Consider the following 14,126-nt stretch of genomic DNA (forward strand, 5'->3'; position numbering starts at 1 on the left):
CCTGTCAATCCGCCGCGCGGCATGCGCGACTTCCTCCCCGCCGAGAAGGCCCGTCGCGAGCGCGTGCTCGCCGTCATCCGCCGGCGCTATCGCGCGCACGGATTCGATGAGATCGAGACTCCCGTCATGGAGGATCACGCGCGTCTGCACGCCGGCATCGGCGGCGACAACGAGAAGCTCGCCTACAGCGTCCTCAAGCGCGGCCTGGACGCTCAGGCGATCCGCGCTGCGGCCGAGACACCCGAGGACCTCGCCGATCTCGGACTGCGCTACGACCTCACGGTGCCACTGGCGCGCTTCTACGCCAGTCATCGCAGCGAGCTGCCGGCGGTCTTCCGCTCGGTGCAGATCGCGCCGGTCTGGCGCGCCGAGCGCCCCCAGAAGGGCCGGTACCGCCAGTTCGTGCAGTGCGACATCGACATCCTCGGCGACGGCTCCCCGCGGGCCGAGGCGGAGCTGATCGTCGCCACGCTCGACGCCGTCGACGCTCTCGGCCTGGAGGGGGCCACAGTGCGGGTCAACGATCGTCGTGCGCTGGAGTGGATGCTGGAGAGCTTCGGCTTCACGGCAGACGAGCGGCCGGGCGTGCTGATCACGATCGACAAGCTCGACAAGATCGGTCCCGACGGAGTCGTCGCCGAACTGCGCGAGCGCGCAGCGACCTCCCCGGCCGTCGAGGCCTTCGAAGCCTTCCTGAAACGGCCGCAGACCCTGGAATACAACCCGTACGGCGAGCGGCAGATCCGCAAGGCGCTGCCCGAGGGCGCGCCGGACGAGGTCATCGCCGACCTGGTGGGGATCGGCCATGCCGTGGCGGCCACGCGAGCGTCCGAGGACGCGGGAGGCGGCATCCCGCTCGTGTTCGATCCGTTCCTCGTCCGCGGAATGGGGTACTACACCGGCACGATCTTCGAGCTCGCCCACCCGAGCGTGGATTACTCGCTGGGGGGCGGCGGCCGCTACGACGGCATGATCGGGCGCTTCCTCGGCCAGGACGTTCCAGCGGTCGGTTTCTCACTCGGATTCGAGCGGCTCGTCGACCTCGTCTCCGACACCGACGACGGGCAGGAGCGCGCGGTCGTCCTGGTGCACGACCGCGACATGCCGCTCGGCGAGCTCCTCGCGCTGAAGGCGGCTCTTGCGAGCGAGGGCGCGCGGGTGCGGCTCGAGCAGCGCCCGAAGAACCTCAAGGCGCTGCTCGAGCGGGCGGCATCCGACGGCTACACCTCCTTCGCGACGGTCGCGACGGGCCAGACCGTCGACACGGTGGCATTCAAGCCCCTGGCCTGACCCGCACCCACGGTTGACGTCCGGGGGCGCGGCGGGTTGGCTGTCGGCATGGCCCAACCTCCGCCCGCACCCACCCCTGACGCCTGGCGTCGGCTCGACGCCTACCTCACCGAGACGCTCGTCGGACACGACGCCGACCTCGAGACGGCCGTGGCCGCGCAGCACGAGGCGGGGCTGCCCGCGATCGAGGTCGCCCCGGTGTCGGGCAAGCTCCTGCAGCTGCTCGTGCGCATCAGCGGTGCTCGGCGGGTGCTCGAAGTCGGCACCCTGGGCGCGTACTCGACCATCTGGATGGCCCGCGGCATTCCCGAGGACGGCGCCGTCGTCACGATCGAAGCCGAGCCCGCCAACACGGCGGTCGCGCGCGCGAATCTCGATCGGGCGGGTGTCGGTGCGAAGGTCGAGATCCGGGTGGGGCGTGCCGAGCACGTGCTGCCGACGCTGCGCGAGGAGCAGCCGTTCGATTTCGTGTTCATCGACGCGGACAAGGAGTCCAACACGATCTACCTGGACTGGGCGGCGCGACTCGGGCACCCCGGCACCGTGATCGTGGTCGACAACATCGGGCGCGGGGGAGAGGTGGCCAACCCCGCGACGACCGCCGCGAACGTCATCGGCACCCAGCGGGGGCTCGAGATGCTCGGCCGCGATCCCCGCTTCGACGCCACCGCGCTGCAGACGCTGGATCTCAAGGGCTGGGACGGCGTCGCGATCGCCGTGGTGACGGATGCCGCCGCCGCTCCCGCACCGTGAAGCCGCCGCACACGCACCCGGTGCAGCGGCATCCTCCTGGCTAGACTGGCCCACGGACCGACGACGCTCCCGATCCACCCTCCACCACACAAGGAGTCCTCTGTGGCACTAATCGAGGCTGTCAACGCACGCGAGATCTTGGATTCGCGCGGAAACCCCACCGTCGAAGTGGAGGTCCTGCTCGACGATGGAATCGTCCAGCGCGCGGCCGTCCCCTCCGGGGCGTCCACCGGCGCCTTCGAGGCATACGAGCTGCGCGACGGCGACAAGACCCGCTACAGCGGCAAGGGCGTGCTCAAGGCCGTCGCCGCGGTCATCGACGAGCTCGGCCCCGCCATCGAGGGCGTGGATGCCGCCGAACAGCGCATCATCGACGAGATCCTCATCGAGGTCGACGGCACCGACAACAAGGGTCGCGTCGGCGCGAACGCCATCCTCGGCGTGAGCCTCGCCGTCGCCAAGGCGGCCGCCGACAGCGCCGACCTCCCGCTGTTCCGCTACCTGGGCGGCCCGAACGCGCACATCCTTCCCGTGCCGCTGTTCAACGTGATCAACGGAGGGTCGCATGCCGACAACGGCATCGACATGCAGGAGTTCTTCCTCGCCCCGATCGGCGCCTCATCGTTCGCCGAGGCCCTGCGCTGGGGGACCGAGACCTACCACGTCCTGAAGGGCGAGCTGCTCAAGGCCGGCTACGCGACGGGCCTGGGCGACGAGGGCGGCTTCGCCCCCGACCTGCCGAGCAACCGCGAGGGGCTGGACTTCCTCATCACGGCGATCGAGAAGGCGGGCTTCACGCCCGGCACTGAGATCGCCCTGGGCATGGACGTCGCCGCGACGGAGTTCTTCCGCGACGGCGCCTACCAGTTCGAGGGCAAGGCCTGGACGGCGGAGCAGCTCACGGACTACTACGTCGAGCTCGCCGGCGCCTACCCCATCATCACGATCGAGGACGCCCTGGCCGAAGACGACTGGGATGCGTGGAAGCATCTCACCGAGAAGCTCGGGACGCAGATCCAGCTCGTCGGCGACGACCTGTTCGTGACCAACCCCACGCGGCTGGCGGACGGCATCAAGCGGGGAGTCGCCAACTCGCTGCTGGTGAAGGTGAACCAGATCGGAACGCTGTCCGAGACCCTGGATGCCGTCGACATGGCCCACCGCGCCGGCTACACCACGATGTTCTCCCACCGCTCCGGAGAGACCGAGGACACCACGATCGCCGACCTGGTCGTGGCCGTGAACTCGGGTCAGATCAAGAGCGGCGCGCCCGCCCGCAGCGAACGCGTCGCGAAATACAATCAGCTTCTGCGCATCGAGGAGGAGCTGGGCGACGCGGCGGAGTTCGCCGGGCGCTCGGCGTTCCCGAGGTACACCGCGTAGGACGATCTGCAGTCGAGAGGGGGAGCCGTGGCGAACACGACGGCTCCCCCTTCTCGCGCCCCGCGGCGGCGCCGCGCCCCCCGCGGACCGGTCGATGTCCGCGGCTGGCTCGGCGGCATCCGGCTGTCGGGATTCATGGTCATCATGATGGGGCTCGTGGTGCTGGCCGCCTTCGTCCTGGTTCCGACGATCGGAACCTACGTCGATCAGCGTCAGCAGATCGCCGCGCTGCAGGCGTCGGTCGAAGTCAGCCGCGAAGACGTCGCCGACCTCGAGGCGCAGCGGGACAGATGGACCGACCCCGCCTACATCACCACCCAGGCCCGCGAACGGCTCTACTACGTGCGGCCGGGCGAGGTCGTCTATCTCGTCGACGACGATCTGCCCCCGGCGCTCGTGCCGCAGGAGCAGGCAGCCGTGAGCGAGGACGTCGAGCAGACCCGGACGGATTGGATGTCGCAGTTCGTGCGCTCGGTCACGGAGGCGGGCATCGCGCAGACGGTGAAGGCACCGACGATCGGTGTGCCCGACCCCGCTCCCAGCGGCTCGCCCGCCGTGAGTCCCTGAGAGTCAGCGCCGCCGGTTTCTCCAGCGTGGGCTCAGCAGCGCCGGGTACCCTGACCGGTGTGACCACGCCGCCGTTCCCGCCCGTCAGCGACACCGATCTGGCGGTGCTGCGCGCGCAGCTCGGACGCCCGGCGCGGGGCGTGGTGGGGATCGCCGCCCGATGCGCGTGCGGCAACCCGACTGTCGCGGCGACCGCCCCCCGACTCGAAGACGGCACTCCGTTCCCGACTTTCTACTACCTCACCCACCCGGCGGCGACGGCAGCCATGTCGGGGTTGGAGGCCACTCAGGTGATGCGGACGCTGAGCGAGGAGCTTGCTGAGGATGCCGGAGTGGCGCACGCCTACGCACGCGCGCACGAGGCCTATCTGCGCGACCGCTCCGCCTTCGGCGATGTCGAGGAGATCGCGGGGATCTCGGCCGGCGGAATGCCCACGCGCGTCAAGTGCCTGCACGCCCTCGCCGCGCACGCCCTCGCCGCCGGCACGGGGGTGAACCCGATCGGCGATCGCGCGCTGTCGCTCGGCGCCTGGTCGCCGCAGCGCTGCGTGTGCGCCGAACCGGGAGTGGGCGGATGATCCGGCGCGTCCTCGCCATCGCGGGCGCGTTCGTCGCGGCCGCGATGCTCACCGGCGCGAGCGTATCGCCGGTCGCCCCCGATCCGAACCCGGACCCGGTGCGGGCGGCGGAGTACTGGCTGGACGCCTCCGGCATCCGTGACGCGTGGCAGACGACCCGCGGCGCAGGAGTGCGCATCGCGATCATCGACACCGGTGTCGCGCGCGGTCCGGTCGAGTTCGAGGGCGCCGTCGTCGGAGGCACCGACGTGTCGGGCATCGGCTCAGCCGATGGGCGCACGCCGGTGGGAGCGGTCGATGCCAACCACGGCAGCTGGGTGGCCTCGCTCGCCGCCGCGCGGGGCACCGGCTCGGGCACGGGCATGATCGGCGTCGCGCCGCAGGCGGAGCTGCTCGCGGTATCGGTGGGGTTCGGCTCCTCGGCGAAGGTGCCCTTCACCGAGCAGATCGCCGAGGCGATCCGCTGGTCGGTCGACAACGGCGCCGACGTGATCAACCTGTCGCTCACGACGAACACGCCCGACTGGGACGAGAGCTGGGACTCGGCATTCCTCTACGCGTTCGAGAACGACGTCGTCGTCGTGGTCGCGGCCGGCAACCGGGGGAGCGGGACATCGCGGGTCGGAGCGCCGGCGACGATCCCGGGCGTTCTCACGGTCGCCGGCGTCGACAAGGCCGGTAAGGCGAGCGTCGAGGCCTCCACGCAGGGCATCACGCTGGGGGTGTCGGCGCCGAGCGAGGACCTCGTGGGAGTGTCCGCCGACGGACGGCTCGTGCTGTGGAACGGCACGAGCGGTGCAGCGCCGATCGTCGCCGGCATCGCCGCGCTCGTGCGTGCGGCGCATCCCGACCTCGACGCGAACAACGTGATCAACCGCATCATCGAGACGGCGCGTCCTCCCTCGGGCGCGACGGGCAGCGCGAGCTCGCTGCTGTACGGCGCCGGACTGGTGGATGCCGCAGCCGCGGTGTCGGCGACCGTGCCGTCGGTGACCGCCAACCCGATGGGGAGCCTCACCGACTGGATCCGGCTGTACCGCCGGGCCGACGCCGGGCCGGCACCCGTGCCGACCTCGGAACCGATCGCGATCGAAGCGCTGCCCCCGGCGGACACGGCGACGCGTGCGGCCTCGCCGCTCCTGCCGACTTCGGACACGCTCCTGTACGGGACGCTTCCGCTGATGGCAGGTTCGGCGGCGGCTATACTGGTGGCTCTCGGCGTCACCGCAGCTGTCCGACGATACCGATTGGCGTCCCGGACGCCGAGCCGCTGACACCCCCAGGAGTACTCCCCACCGTGAGCAACACTGCGCCTGTGAACAAGCACGTGCCGAAGATCCTCATCGTCGGTGGTGGCTACGCCGGGTTCTACACCGCCTGGAAGCTCGAGAAGCATCTGCGCAGGGGTGAAGCGGAAGTCACGATCGTCGACCCGCTTCCCTACATGACCTACCAGCCCTTCCTCCCGGAGGTCGCCGCGGGCGGCATCGAGGCGCGCCACGCCGTGGTCGCCCTGCGCCGTCACCTCAAGCGCACCAAGGTGGTCGCGGCGAAGGTGACCGGCATCCGTCACGCCGACAAGGTGGCCACCATCACCCCGATCGCCGGTGACCCTTACGAGCTGGAGTACGACCAGATCGTCGTCACGGCCGGTGCCGTGTCGCGGACGTTCCCGATTCCGGGCATCGCCGACAACGCGATCGGACTCAAGACGATCGAAGAGGCCGTTGCGATCCGCGACCGGCTCATGTCCAACTTCGACAAGGCTTCCACCCTCCCGCCCGGACCCGAGCGCGATCGCCTGCTGACCGTCGTGGTCGTCGGCGGCGGGTTCGCGGGCATCGAGGTCTTCGCCGAGCTGCGCTCCTTCGCGTCCGCGCTGGTCGGCCACTATCCCGAGGTCACCTTCAGCGACACCCACTTCCACCTGATCGAGGCGATGGGCCGGATCATGCCCGAGGTTTCGCTGAAGACGAGCGAGTGGGTGCTGCGCGATCTCGCCAAGCGCGGCGCGTCGGTGCACCTGGACACGCAGGTGACGGGCGCCGTCGACGGCAACATCGAGCTGTCCACGGGCGAGGTCATCCCGAGCGATCTGATCATCTGGACCGCGGGCGTCATGGCCAACCCGACCGTCGTGCGCGGCGGGGACCTGCCGGTGGAGGAGCGGGGCCGCATCCGCACCCGCGCCGATCTGCGCGTCGGCACCGAAGAGGAATTCGTCGAGGGCGCCTGGGCGGCCGGCGACGTCTCGGCCGTTCCCGACCTGTCCGGCGGTGGAGTCGGGGGGTACTGCGTGCCCAACGCTCAGCACGCCGTGCGCCAGGCGAAGCTGCTGGCGAAGAACCTGGTCGCGGTGCTGCGCGGGGAGGTGCCGAAGGAGTACTTCCACAAGAACCTCGGCGCGGTCGCCGGGCTCGGCCTGTACAACGGCGCTTTCCAGTCGGGCAAGATCGGGATCACGGGCTTCTTCGCCTGGATCGCCCACCGCGGCTACCACGGCCTCGCGATGCCCTCGTGGGAGCGCAAGTTCCGCGTCGTCGGCGACTGGTGGAACAACTTCTGGCTCGGCCGCGATCTGGTGAACCTGCAGGCCGTCCAGGACCCGCGCTACGTCTTCGAGGAATTCGCCGCGCGTCCGCGGCCTCCGCAGCCGGCGGAGAGCGCTCCGGCCCCCGCCGTCTCCGCCGCGCCCGCCGAGAAGGTCGCCGCCCGCAGCTGACCGGTACCGTGGAGGGTGCGTCCGCACGCACGCCCCCGTAGCCCAACCGGCAGAGGCAGGCGACTTAAAATCGCTCGAGTCCGGGTTCGAATCCCGGCGGGGGTACGGCTGAACACGCTGCCCGGAGGGCAGCAGGTTCAGCCGAGTGGCAGCGGGGACGAATCCCGGCGGGGGTACCCTTCACGCGGTCCGGTGCGCGGCTCCCGCGAGTCGTAGGCTGGAGCGCATGTGCGCCCCCGTGACGATGAGCCCGACGCCCGCCTGCGTGATGCGATGACGATGGACCTGCTGGATGCCGTGGACGCCGGCACGCCGTGGGCGGATGCCGCCTCCTACTGGGCGGCGATGACGGATGCGGTCGCCGACGTCTCAGGGCCCGTCGCCGCGCTGAACCTCGCCGCTCTCCGCTACAACGCTCTGGACATGGTGGTCCGTTCGGCCGGCGTCCCCATCCGCGTGGCGAGCAAATCCGTGCGCGTCCGCGAGGTCCTCGACGCGACGCTCGCGGTACCCGGATACCGCGGCATCCTCGCCTTCACTCTGCCCGAGGCGCTGTGGCTGTCGCAGACGCATGACGACGTGGTTCTGGGCTACCCCAGCGTCGACCGGACTGCACTGGCCGCGCTCGTCGCCGACGAGCGAGCGGTCGGTCGCGTCACGCTCATGGTCGACGACATCGCGCAGCTCGACGTGGTCGATGCCGTCCTCCCGCCCTCCGCGCGCCCGGTGCTGCGGGTGGCGATCGACGCCGACGCGTCGTGGCGGGCACCCGGGCTCGGTCACATCGGTGTGCACCGCTCGCCGGTGCACAGTCCCGGCGAAGTGGCGAATCTGGCGCGCGCCATCACCGCGCGACCGGGATTCCGCTTGGTGGGACTCATGATGTACGAAGCGCAGATCGCGGGGCAGGGCGATGCGACCGGCGCCGGCGACGGCGTGGTCCGCTGGATGCAGCACCGCTCCGGACGGGAGCTGCTCGAGCGTCGCGCCGAGATCGTCGGGGCGCTGCGCGAGATCGCGCCGCTCGAGTTCGTGAACGGGGGCGGTACGGGCTCACTCGAGCTGACGGCATCCGACCTCGCCGTCACCGAGCTGACCGCCGGCAGCGGACTGCTCGCCGGGCATCTGTTCGACGGGTATCGTGCGTTCGATCCCGCACCGGCCGCCGCTTTCGCCCTCGAGGTCGTGCGCAAGCCGCAGGCCGACATCGCGACCGTCCTCGGCGGCGGGTGGATCGCCTCGGGGCCACCGGTCGCGTCCCGGCAGCCGCTGCCGGTGTGGCCGGCCGGTCTGAAGACCCTTGGGCGTGAGGGCGCGGGCGAGGTGCAGACACCGCTGCAGGGCGAGTCCGCCCGATCGCTGCGCGTGGGGGACCGGGTGTGGTTCCGACACGCCAAGAGCGGAGAGCTGGCCGAACGTGTGGAGCGCTACCACCTCGTCGACGGCGGTCGTCTCGTCGGCACGGCCCCGACCTATCGCGGCGAGGGGCAGGCGTTCCTGTGACCCGCCCGGGCGCCGAGTGGCAGAACTGGGCGCGGTCCGCTCGTGTGCGGCCGCAGCGGGTGGAGTTCCCCGGCTCCACGGCGGCGGTGCAGCGGGCCGTCACAGCGGCGGCCGCGCGGGGCATCCCGGTCAAGGCCGTCGGCGCCGGTCACAGCTTCACCGGCATCGCCGTCGCTCCCGGCGTCCTGCTGGATCTGAGCGATCTGACCGGCCTGGTCTCGGCCGATGCGGCGGCCGGGCGCGTGACGCTCCGCGCCGGCACGCGCCTGCACCAGATCCCCGCGCTGCTCGCGCCGTACGGTCTGGCGATGCCCAACCTGGGTGACATCGATCGGCAGTCCCTCGCGGGGGCGATCTCCACCGGCACCCACGGGACCGGCGCGCGCTTCGGCGGCATCGCCACGCAGGTGACCGGAGCCAAGCTCGTCACCGCTGACGGTGAACTGCTGGTGGTCGAGGCGGATCAGAACGCCGAACTGCTCCCGGCGGTCGCGCTCGGCCTCGGAGCGCTGGGCATCCTCGTCGAGGTGACCCTCCAGTGCGTCCCGGCGTTCCTGCTGCACGCGGTCGAGCGGCCCGAGGACCTCGACGAAGCCCTCGACGGACTCGATGAACGCGTCGCGGCATCGGATCATTTCGAGTTCTACTGGTTCCCGCACACGGACCGGGCGATGACCAAGACGAACACGCGACTGCCCGAAAGCGCGGTGCGCCGGCCGCTCCCGCGCGTTCGCACCTGGGTCGATGATGTCGTCGTCGGGAATGCGCTGCATCAGGTCGCCTGCAGCGTTGCGCGCACCGTGCCGCCGACCGTCCCGGCGATCAGCCGAGCCTCGGTGCGCCTGTGGGGAGATCGGGAATTCACCGACGTCTCGCACCGGGTGTTCGCGACCGAGCGCTCGGTGCGCTTCCGCGAAATGGAGTACGCACTGCCGGTGGAGGACGTCCGGCCCGCCTTCGATGCGCTGCGAACACTCATCTCGGACCGGGGATGGCGCATCTCGTTCCCGGTCGAGGTGCGCTTCGCCGCCGCCGATGACCTCTGGCTCTCGACCGCGCACGGCCGCGCGTCGGCCTACATCGCCGTGCACCGCTACTGGCGCGAGGATCCCACCGAGTACTTCGCCGCGGTCGAGCAGATCATGCTCGCTCACGGCGGCCGGCCGCACTGGGGGAAGATGCACATGCTGGATGCCGCGCTGCTGAGCGACCGCTACCCGCGTTTCGGCGACTTCGTCGCCCTGCGCGACCGGCTCGACCCCGAGCGGATGTTCTCCAACCGCTACCTCGATCGGGTGCTCGGCGCGTAGTCGGGGTCCGGGTGGGTATGGGCTGAGAGTCGTGAGACGGCTCTCATACCCCCGGGCGACGTTGGCTAGGATGAGGGCAAACCTCGAACGGAGTCACAGGCATGTGGGAATGGCTGATCCCGGTACTGATCGTCGTGGCGCTGCTCGTCATCGCCGGTATCTACCTGTGGGCGACGTACAACTCTCTGGTCGCGTTGAATGTGCGCGTCGATGAGGCATGGAGCGACATCACCGTGCAGCTCAAGCGACGAGCCGATCTGCTGCCGAATCTGATCGAGGCGGTGAAGGGCTACGCGGCGCATGAGAAGGCTGTCTTCGAGAACGTCACCCGTGCTCGAGCGGAGACCCTGACGGCGGGCGGACCCGCGGAGGCGGGTGTGGCCGAGGGGCACATGCAGCAGGCGCTGAAGTCCCTGTTCGCCGTCGCCGAGGCCTATCCGCAGCTGCAGGCCAGCCAGAACTTCCTGCAGCTGCAGCAGTCCATCGTCGATACCGAAGACAAGATCCAGGCCTCGCGCCGGTTCTACAACGGCGGCGTGCGCGAACTGAACACCAAGATCAAGGTGTTCCCGAACAACCTGTTCGCCCGCAACCTCGGTTTCAGCGAGCGCGAGTTCTTCGAGGTCGTGGACGGCGCCGCGATCTCGGAGCCGCCCAGGGTCCAGTTCTGACCTGACAGCGGCGGATGTACAGCGCCATCGCGCGCAACAAGCGCAACACGTGGTTCATCCTCGGTGCGTTCGTGCTGCTGCTGGGCGCGATCGGACTTGTGGCCGGATGGCTGGCGGGCAACAACTGGTGGATCACCGCGTTCATCCTCATCTTCGCGGCCGCGTATGCGACGTTCCAGTACTTCTTCGCCGACCGCGAGGCGCTCGCGATGTCCGGCGCCGTCGAGGTGGGCAGCGAGGATGCGCCCCGCTTCTTCCGGCTCGTCGAGAACCTCTGCATCGCGACGGGCACGCCGATGCCCAAGCTGTATGTGGTGGAGGACCCGGCTCCCAACGCGTTCGCGACCGGTCGCACACCCGAACAGGCGTCGATCACGGTGACGACCGGCCTGTTCGAGCTCATGACCGACCGGGAACTCGAGGGCGTCCTCGGGCATGAGCTCGGCCACATCCGAAACTACGACATCCGGGTCTCCCTGATCGTCTTCGGCCTCGTGGTGGCCGTCGGCATCCTCGCCGATCTGTTCCTGCGATTCGCCTTCTTCGGCGGCAGGCGCGGCGGCAATGGGCAGGCGCAGCTGCTGTTCCTCATCTTCGGCCTCGTGGCTGCGCTGGTGACGCCGCTGCTGGCCGGGGCCGTCCAGGCGGCCATCTCGCGCCAGCGCGAGTACCTCGCCGACGCCACCAGCGCCATGACCACCCGCGACCCCGACGCTCTGGCCTCGGCGCTGGGCAAGCTCGGCGAGTTCGGCGCGCCGCTCGCACGCGCCAACACTTCCATGGCGCATCTGTGGATCGCCGACCCGCTCAGACCGAGCGGACTGACACGGCTGTTCGCCACCCATCCGCCGATCGCCGACCGGATCGAGCGACTCACGACGATGGGCGGCCGGTTCTGAGGTCGGCGATGGGCTCTACGCTCGTCACATGCCGCGCACCCTGACCCGCGAGCAGGCGCGACGGATCGCCGTCCGCGCGCAGCTGCTGACCGCCGAACGCCCGGGCGGCGTCGTGGAGGCGGTCGATGGACTGTGGCTGGTGAACATCGATCCGACCTCCGCGGTCGCCCCGAGCGCCGACCACATCCTGTGGAGCAGGATCGGCTGGCCGTATCAGCAAGCGGATCTGCGGCGTGCGGTCGAAGACGACCGGGCCGTCTTCGAATGGGCGGGGTTCTACCGGTCGATGGCGGACCTCCCGCTCTACCGCCCGATGATGCGCGCCTGGCCGCGCTACCGCGCCCAGCGGGAGTGGCTCGAGGCGAACGACCGCTTCCGCCGGGACGTGCTCGACCGACTGCGTGCGGAGGGACCGCTGCGCGGGGGAGAGATCCCCGACACGAGCCAGGTGCCGTGGAAGTCGACGGGCTGGACGAACGAGCGCAACGTGACCCAGATGCTCGAGTTCCTCGCGATGGGGGGTGCGATCGCCGTCTCACGGCGCGAGGGACGCGACAGGATGTGGGACCTCGCCGAGCGGGTGTACCCCGCGGATCTTCCCGAGCTGTCGGATCATGAGGCGGCCGCGCTGCGCGCCGATCGCCGGCTGGGCTCCCTCGGGATCGCCCGGGCGAAGGCGATCAAGCAGCCGATCGAGCCGATCGACGTGGGAGAGGCGGGGGAGGAGGCGATGATCGAGGGTGTCCCCGGGAGCTGGCGCGTGGATCCGGCGCAACGGGACGCGGTGTCGGAATTCGAGCCCCGCACGGCGCTGCTGTCGCCCTTCGACCGCCTCGTGTTCGACCGCGTCCGCGCGCAGGAGCTGTTCGGATTCGAGTACATCGTGGAGATGTACAAGCCGGCGGCCAAGCGGCGCTGGGGCTACTTCGCCCTGCCGATCCTGCACGCGGATCGCCTCGTCGGCAAGCTGGATGCCTCCGCCGACCGCAAGGCCGGACTGTTGCGGGTGTCGGCCATCCACGAGGACGACCCCTTCACCGCCGACATGTCCGAAGCGGTGGATGCCGAGATCCGCGAGCTCGCGTCGTGGCTCGGCCTCGAGGTGACCGGCATCCCGGGATCCTGACCGTCGCTCAGGCGCCGAGACCGTCGGGCTCGTCCTTTCCGAGTGCGACCGGCTCACCGGAGCCGACATCGTGACGGCGTGCCTCGGGGAGCACTCGGGCGAGGTCGTCGGTCGCGTCGCCCCAGCGTGAGATCGAGATCGACGACAGGTCCTGCCAGCGGGCAGCGCCGCGCAGTTCCTCCGCGAGGCGGGCTGCCGCATCCGCCGCACGCCCCTGCTCCCACCACGCGGACTGCACGAGCAGCGTGGATGACGCCCGGCCGGCTTTCAGATCCACACGCCCGACGATGTCGTCGCCGATCAGCACGGGGAGCGAGTAATACCCGAAACGACGCTTCGGGGCGGGCGTGTAGATCTCGATGCGGTAGGCGAAGCCGAACAGCCGCTCGGCGCGGTCGCGGAACCACACGAGCGGGTCGAACGGCGTCAGGATCGCGGCGGCGTCCACGCGCCGGGGGAGCGTCGCGTCGCGATGCATCCACGCACGCGCGGGCCGCCCGGCGGAGTGCCAGCCCTCCACCGTCACGGGTCGCAGCACTCCCGCATCCTGCAGTTCCGCGATCGCCGCCATCGCGGCGCGGCGGTCCTTGATGCGCCAGTAGTCGGTGAGATCCGAGGCGGTGCCCACCCCGTATGCCAGCGCCGCGCGTGCCATCAGCTCCCGGATCGCATCCGCCCGGGGAACCGAATGCAACGCGACGTCGGACGGGAGCACGTGCTCTGCCAGCCCGTAACGCCGTTCGAACCCCTGGCGTCCGGCGATCGCCACCTCGCCGAACAGCCACAGGTACTCCAAGGCATGCTTGACGACGTCCCAATCCCACCACGGGCCGCGCGAGGCCTTCTCGGCATCGTGCTCGATCTGAGCAGGGCGCAGCGGGCCGCGATCGGACAGTTCGGCGCGGACCCAGTCGACGATCTCACGATGGGTGTCGAACCAGCCACCGGCTGAGCCGTACTTGGCGCGCAGGTCGTCCATGCGGAACCGGAACAGGCCCCAGTCCGCGGCCGGGATGAAAGCGGCCACGTGCGCCCAGTACTCCACGTACGGGGCGCGACGGGCGAACAGCAGCCGGTCGAGGGCGGCAGTGTCGTACGCTCCGAGCCGGGAGTACAGCGGCATGTAGTGGGAACGGGCGAAGACGTTGACCGAGTCGATCTGCAGCGTGCGCATCCGCGCCATGGCGAGGTTGAGCTGCCTCGTGCCGGTCGAGGGAGGTCGCTTCTGAGCGAAGCCCTGGGCGGCGAGCGCGACGCGCCGCGCCTCGGCGGCACTCAGGGACTGCTTCACGCCGGTCAGCCTAGCCGCGCGCTCCGACACCGC

The 14,126-nt window shown here is 70.3% G+C and carries 13 protein-coding genes and 1 tRNA gene; 13 read left to right on the forward strand and 1 reads right to left on the reverse strand.

The genetic code is table 11. The features are described 5' to 3' along the window. The first annotated feature begins 21 nt into the window (after nt 1-21). The 13 genes from hisS (at nt 22) to RWQ91_RS14100 (ending at nt 12,802) form a co-directional block, all read left to right on the forward strand. Nucleotides 22-1,290 carry a histidine--tRNA ligase gene (gene hisS / locus RWQ91_RS14040; protein WP_314507369.1) on the forward strand — a complete coding sequence of 423 codons (1,269 nt, stop codon included), beginning with the start codon at nt 22-24 and terminating at the stop codon, nt 1,288-1,290. 48 nt (nt 1,291-1,338) lie between these two features. Then, the gene (locus RWQ91_RS14045) at nt 1,339-2,043 is read left to right on the forward strand and encodes an O-methyltransferase (RefSeq protein WP_314507169.1); all 705 of its coding nucleotides are present in this window, start codon (nt 1,339-1,341) and stop codon (nt 2,041-2,043) included. Between the two features lie 102 nt (nt 2,044-2,145). Beyond that, complete coding sequence (gene eno / locus RWQ91_RS14050) at nt 2,146-3,426, forward strand: phosphopyruvate hydratase (RefSeq protein WP_314507172.1); 1,281 nt, start codon at nt 2,146-2,148, stop codon at nt 3,424-3,426. A gap of 27 nt (nt 3,427-3,453) precedes the next feature. Further along, on the forward strand, nt 3,454-3,993 hold the full coding sequence (locus tag RWQ91_RS14055; protein ID WP_314507174.1) for a septum formation initiator family protein: 540 nt from the start codon (nt 3,454-3,456) through the stop codon (nt 3,991-3,993). Between the two features lie 59 nt (nt 3,994-4,052). Continuing rightward, nucleotides 4,053-4,571, forward strand: a complete 519-nt coding sequence (locus RWQ91_RS14060; RefSeq protein ID WP_314507176.1) for a DUF501 domain-containing protein — start codon at nt 4,053-4,055, stop codon at nt 4,569-4,571. Beyond that, nucleotides 4,568-5,845 (forward strand): S8 family serine peptidase, encoded by a 1,278-nt coding sequence (locus RWQ91_RS14065; protein ID WP_314507178.1) that lies wholly within the window; start codon nt 4,568-4,570, stop codon nt 5,843-5,845. The genes RWQ91_RS14060 and RWQ91_RS14065 overlap by 4 nt, the downstream gene beginning before the upstream one ends. 53 nt (nt 5,846-5,898) lie before the next feature. Further along, nucleotides 5,899-7,293 (forward strand): FAD-dependent oxidoreductase, encoded by a 1,395-nt coding sequence (locus RWQ91_RS14070; protein ID WP_314507371.1) that lies wholly within the window; start codon nt 5,899-5,901, stop codon nt 7,291-7,293. Nucleotides 7,294-7,324: 31 nt separating this feature from the next. Next, nucleotides 7,325-7,398: transfer RNA gene (locus RWQ91_RS14075), tRNA-Leu, on the forward strand. A 168-nt stretch (nt 7,399-7,566) separates the two neighbouring features. After that, entirely contained in the window at nt 7,567-8,796 is a 1,230-nt protein-coding gene (locus RWQ91_RS14080) for an alanine racemase (RefSeq protein ID WP_314507375.1), read from the forward strand. After that, nucleotides 8,793-10,106: a D-arabinono-1,4-lactone oxidase gene (locus RWQ91_RS14085; RefSeq protein WP_314507180.1), complete on the forward strand. Its 1,314-nt coding sequence runs from the start codon at nt 8,793-8,795 to the stop codon at nt 10,104-10,106. Before RWQ91_RS14080 ends, RWQ91_RS14085 begins: the two co-directional genes overlap by 4 nt. A gap of 101 nt (nt 10,107-10,207) precedes the next feature. After that, entirely contained in the window at nt 10,208-10,777 is a 570-nt protein-coding gene (locus RWQ91_RS14090) for a LemA family protein (protein WP_314507181.1), read from the forward strand. 14 nt (nt 10,778-10,791) lie between these two features. Next, complete coding sequence (locus RWQ91_RS14095; RefSeq protein ID WP_314507183.1) at nt 10,792-11,676, forward strand: M48 family metalloprotease; 885 nt, start codon at nt 10,792-10,794, stop codon at nt 11,674-11,676. 28 nt (nt 11,677-11,704) lie between these two features. After that, nucleotides 11,705-12,802, forward strand: a complete 1,098-nt coding sequence (locus RWQ91_RS14100) for a DNA glycosylase AlkZ-like family protein (protein WP_314507185.1) — start codon at nt 11,705-11,707, stop codon at nt 12,800-12,802. A gap of 7 nt (nt 12,803-12,809) precedes the next feature. Here RWQ91_RS14100 and RWQ91_RS14105 read toward each other — a convergent pair whose 3' ends face one another. After that, nucleotides 12,810-14,093 carry a DNA glycosylase AlkZ-like family protein gene (locus RWQ91_RS14105; RefSeq protein ID WP_314507187.1) on the reverse strand — a complete coding sequence of 428 codons (1,284 nt, stop codon included), beginning with the start codon at nt 14,091-14,093 and terminating at the stop codon, nt 12,810-12,812. Nucleotides 14,094-14,126 lie beyond the last annotated feature (33 nt).

Origin of the sequence: uncultured Microbacterium sp. (assembly GCF_963524805.1) — a bacterium.
Lineage (GTDB): Bacteria > Actinomycetota > Actinomycetes > Actinomycetales > Microbacteriaceae > Microbacterium.